Origin of the sequence: Agreia sp. (genome assembly GCF_964263775.1) — a bacterium.
GTDB lineage: Bacteria > Actinomycetota > Actinomycetes > Actinomycetales > Microbacteriaceae > Agreia.
On the sequence record NZ_CAXVWM010000204.1, the window covers coordinates 1 to 4594 of the forward strand.

General features: G+C 64.2%; 4 protein-coding genes. 2 read left to right on the plus strand and 2 right to left on the minus strand.

Going from position 1 to position 4594, the window contains the following annotated elements; translation table 11 throughout:
* Positions 1-591 (minus strand): serine dehydratase beta chain (locus ACE5CZ_RS14410; protein WP_374948019.1); only part of this gene is annotated, 591 nt, incomplete at its 3' end.
* A gap of 208 nt (positions 592-799) precedes the next feature.
* Here ACE5CZ_RS14410 and ACE5CZ_RS14415 point away from each other — a divergent pair.
* The gene (locus ACE5CZ_RS14415) at positions 800-2254 is read left to right on the plus strand and encodes an MFS transporter (RefSeq protein WP_374948020.1); all 1455 of its coding nucleotides are present in this window, start codon (positions 800-802) and stop codon (positions 2252-2254) included.
* Here ACE5CZ_RS14415 and ACE5CZ_RS14420 read toward each other — a convergent pair.
* The gene (locus tag ACE5CZ_RS14420; RefSeq protein WP_374948021.1) at positions 2238-2984 is read right to left on the minus strand and encodes an SDR family oxidoreductase; all 747 of its coding nucleotides are present in this window, start codon (positions 2982-2984) and stop codon (positions 2238-2240) included. The genes ACE5CZ_RS14415 and ACE5CZ_RS14420 overlap by 17 nt on opposite strands.
* Positions 2985-3084: 100 nt before the next feature.
* Between ACE5CZ_RS14420 and ACE5CZ_RS14425 the strand changes: the two genes are divergently transcribed.
* Positions 3085-3921, plus strand: a complete 837-nt coding sequence (locus ACE5CZ_RS14425) for a helix-turn-helix transcriptional regulator (RefSeq protein ID WP_374948022.1) — start codon at positions 3085-3087, stop codon at positions 3919-3921.
* Positions 3922-4594 lie beyond the last annotated feature (673 nt).

Sequence of the window (4594 nt, forward strand, 5' to 3'; positions counted from 1 at the left end):
GTCGGCGCTCGCGAACGACAGGGGATGCTCGACCAGCTGGATGCTCGAGGTGTCGTCACCGTCGCGCTGGATGAACCCCCCGCCCACCGAGTAGTACGTCTCGCTGAGCACGGGGAGCGCCGCGGAATCGCCCCACGCGACAAGGCTCAGCGGGTTCGGATGGCCGGGCAGGCGGGTATGCGGCTCGAAGGCGATGTCGGACTGCTCGATGCCTACCGAATGCGTCCCGCCCAGGGCGATGGAACGCCGGTCACCGCCGGCTGCGAGTTCGATGAAGCCGGCGTCGCGCAATGCGGTCGACGTGCCGCGCTGAAGCGTCGACCAGGCGCCGCGCACGAGCGCGGGATCGCAGCTGACCGGGTCGAGGCCCTCGAGTCCGGCGACGACCGCGTCGGGCGTTCCATGGCCGAGTCCGGTGGCGCCGAGTGATCCGTAGAGAGTACAGGTGACGCGGCGAACAGAATCGAGCGATCCGGATGCGCGGAGCCGATCGACGAAGTCGAGTGCGGCGCGCATCGGGCCGACCGTGTGCGAGCTCGACGGGCCGATGCCCACCGAGAACAGGTCGAAGAGGGAGACGTAAGCGGTCACATCCAGACCCTAATCCTCGACCGCCAGACGAACGCCCTTGGCGCAACATCCTGGCCCCGCTCGCCGCATTTTCGACCGCGTCGTGCCTCGAACGGCGCGAATCGCCGTGCTGAGTGTAGACCTTGAGAAAGCGGCGCGCACCACCTCAGAGCCGGATTTTTCACGTACTAGCCTGTTCACGATCTGCAACCGACGAGAAGGAGTTCCGGTGTCGACGTCTACACCAGCCCGCGACAAAGATGGCGGAGTCCGAAGCCTCGTTCCGGCCCGAATGGACCGTCTTCCCTGGACCAGGTTTCACTGGTCGATCGTGGTGGGGCTCGGGTTCTCCTGGGTGCTCGACGGGCTCGAGATCCAGATCGTCGCCTCCGCAGGATTCCAGAAGTCCCTCGACATGACCTCGGCCGAGGTGGGCCTGCTCGGAACCGTCTACCTCTTCGGGCAGATCGCGGGAGCACTCATCTTCGGTCGGCTCTCCGACAAGCTCGGGCGCAAAAAGCTCTTCATCTTGACGCTGGCGATCTACCTGATCGCGAGCGGCATTGCGGGTCTCGCCCCGAACATGTGGTTCCTTCTGGTGTTCCGCTTCTTCGCCGGCATGGGCATCGGCGGCGAGTACGCGGCGATCAACTCCGCCATCGACGAGCTCATCCCGTCGAAGTATCGGGGACGGGTCGACATCGCGATCAATGGAACGTACTGGGGCGGCGCGGCGCTCGGATCGGCCGCGAACCTGTTTTTGCTGAATCCCGACATCTTCGACGAGAACATCGGCTGGCGCATCGGATTCTTCATCGGCCCGGTGCTCGGGCTCGCGATCATCTACCTGCGCCGGCACATCCCCGAGAGCCCGCGCTGGCTGATGACACACGGCCGAGAAGAGGAGGCCGAGGCGACCGTCGACGACATCGAGAAGCGGGTGAAGGCCCAGGGCGGCGATGTCGAGCCGGTCGACGACAGCAAGGCGATCACAGTCACGCAGACCGAGAGGGTGCCGTTCACAACCATCGTGCATGTGCTCTTCAAGCTCTATCCCAAGCGCACCCTGGTCGGGGCCACCATGATGGTGACCCAGTCGTTTCTCTACAACGCGATCTTCTTCACGTACGCCCTCGTGCTGCAGAACTTCTACGGCACTTCTCCGTCGTCGACGCAGTACTTCTTCTTTCCGTTCGCGATCGGAAACCTGCTCGGCCCGCTGCTGCTCGGCCACTTCTTCGACGTGTGGGGTAGGCGCAAGATGATCTTCCTCACCTATGGGATCTCCGCCGTCGTGCTGGCCGCATCCGCCGTGCTCTTCAGCATGGACGTGCTGGATGCGACGACCCAGACCATCTTCTGGTGCGTGTCGTTCTTCTTCGCCTCGGCCGGCGCATCCAGTGCCTATCTCACCGTCAGCGAGACATTTCCGCTCGAGATCCGCAGCCAGGCGATCTCGTACTTCTTCGCGCTCGGCCAGATCGCCGGCTCGATCGCCCCGCTGCTCTACGGAATTCTGATCGGCGACGGAAGCGACCGCGGCCCCCTGACCTTCGGATACTTCCTGGGGGCCGCGATCATGTTCGTCGGGGGCTTGATCGCGTTCATCTTCGGGGTGGATGCCGAACGCAAGTCGCTCGAAACGATCACGAATCCGTTGTCGGCCGTCAAGCGTGACGGCTGAGAAGCTGCAGAACGGAGTCGAAGCGGCCCTCGGCCTCGGCGAATCTCAGAAACCGGACCCGGTCCACGAGAATCTCCTCGGCATCCGGCTTCGATTCGATGATCGACATGGTCTCGTCGAGAAACTCGTCGACGGGCATGCCGTTGGCGTCGTCTTGCATGCCGAGGAGGGTCGTCGCAACCTGGGGCGGCACGAGTTCCAGAATCTGGATGGATGTGTCGGCAAGTTGCACACGCAGGCTCTGCGTGAACGCGTGGATGCCGGCCTTGGTGGCGCTGTAGGTGGGGGTGGCGGGCAACGGCACGAATGCGAGTCCCGACGAGACGGTCATGATGGTGGCCGACGGGCGGGTGCTCAGGTGCGGCACGAGCGCCGCGATCAGACGAATCGGTCCGAGCAGGTTGGTGGCGATGGTGCGCTCGGCGGTCTCGACGAAATCCGCCGAATGCAGATCCTCGAACTCCATGATTCCGGCCATCAGAATGACGGAGTCGAGGTCGGGGTACTCGGCGATGACCTGAGCCGTGGCGCTGTCGATGGATGCGGGGTCGGCCGTGTCGATCTGCACGGCGTCGATGCCCGGGTTCTCCGCGACGATCTGGTCGAGGAGTGCCGTGCGGCGCCCTCCGACGATCACGTGGTTGCCGGCGGCCTGAAAGCGCAGGGCCAGGCCGAGGCCGAGGCCTGAGGTGGCGCCGGGGATGAAAATGGTGTTTCCGGTGATGTTCATGCCTCCACTCAACACCGATCGCAGACGGCGCAGAAGGGAGCACTTGTCCATGGATTCCCAGTCCCTTGTTGTCGGACCCGCACCGCGCCACGATGGTCACATGGACAGACCCGCACTCGCCGATTTTCTGCGGCGCCGCCGCGAGGCGATGAAGCCGCGAGACGTCGGTTTGCTCGACGGGCCGCGTCGCAGGACGCCCGGCCTGAAGCGCGAGGAGGTGGCACTCCTTGTGGGCATGTCGACCGACTACTACTCGCGGCTCGAGCAGCAGCGCGGGCCGCAGCCGTCGGAACAGATGGTGTCCGCGATCGCACGGGGCCTGCGATTGACCCCCGACGAGCGCGATCACCTGTTTCGCCTGACGGGTCACAATGCGCCTCGCCGCGCCCTATCGACTCACCACGTCTCGCCCGCCCTGATGCGCGTTCTCGATCGGCTCGACGATACTCCCGCCCTGGTGCTGTCAGAACTCGCCGAGACGTTGGCGCAGAACGCGATGGCGACCGCCCTGTTCGGCGACGAGACGCGGTTCACCGGACTGGCGGCGAGTGCCGTGTACCGCTGGTTCATAGATCCCGACGCCCGCAGCCGGTATCCCGAACGCGACCACGACCACCAGAGCCGCATCCAGGTCGCCGCACTGCGCGCCTCGGTCTCGGCGTCGGGTGATTCCGAGCGCGGCAGGGCGATCGTCACCGAGCTGCTGTCGAGAAGTGGGGAGTTCGCGACGCTGTGGGAACTGCACGAGGTTCGAGCCCGCTTCGACGACCACAAGACGCTCGTGCACCCGGAGATCGGCGAGATCGAGGTGGACTGCCAGGCGCTCTTCACAGAGAACCAATCGCAGACGCTGCTCGTGCTGACGGCGTCACCCGGCAGCGACGCGGCCGAGAAGCTCGCCCTGCTTCGGGTGGTGGGGCACCAGACCTTCGCCTGAAGCGTGGCGCGGGGCGTTACCCTGACATCAGTGAAACTTTCTTTCTCTCTGTGACCCAGAGTCCATTCAGCGACACCCGTTCGCTCCTCCAATGGGGGCGGTGATTTCGTGCGCCCGAAAAGGGGAGCTCCTTACGGAGTTCCCCTAAACCCGGGCACCCTTCCGAAACCACCGTAGAAAGACCTTTTACTCATGACGTCTACCGACTCGTTCGACGTACCCACCGACGACCGCTCAGCCCTACGCGCGAATTGCGCTGACTGCTTCGCTCTCTGCTGCACAGCCTTCGGCTTTCAGAAATCTGCCGACTTCGCGATCGACAAGCCGTCGGGTACACCCTGCGTGAATCTCACCGATGAATTTTCCTGCTCCATCCACGACTCTCTGCGGCCACGAGGCTTTCGCGGGTGCACCGTATTCGACTGCTTCGGCGCAGGCCAATACGTGTCTCGCACCTTGTTCGGCGCAACAAGCTGGAGGGAACGCCCCGATACGAGCGCAGACATGTTCAGTGCATTCGCCGTCGTGCGGCAGTTGCACGAGATGCTCTGGTATCTCGTCGAAGCCGCCGAACGGGCTACCACCTCAGACCTTTCAGAGCCGGTGAACCAGCTCCGAGACGAAATCCTGCAGACGCTCGCCCACGAAGCGTCAGAGATTGTCACGTCAGATC

Excerpts from the sequence above, each read along its gene's own strand:
- ACE5CZ_RS14425 (WP_374948022.1), top strand. The coding sequence starts at position 3,085 with ATGGACAGACCCGCACTCGCCGATTTTCTGCGGCGCCGCCGCGAGGCG.
- ACE5CZ_RS14420 (WP_374948021.1), bottom strand. The coding sequence starts at position 2,984 with ATGAACATCACCGGAAACACCATTTTCATCCCCGGCGCCACCTCAGGC.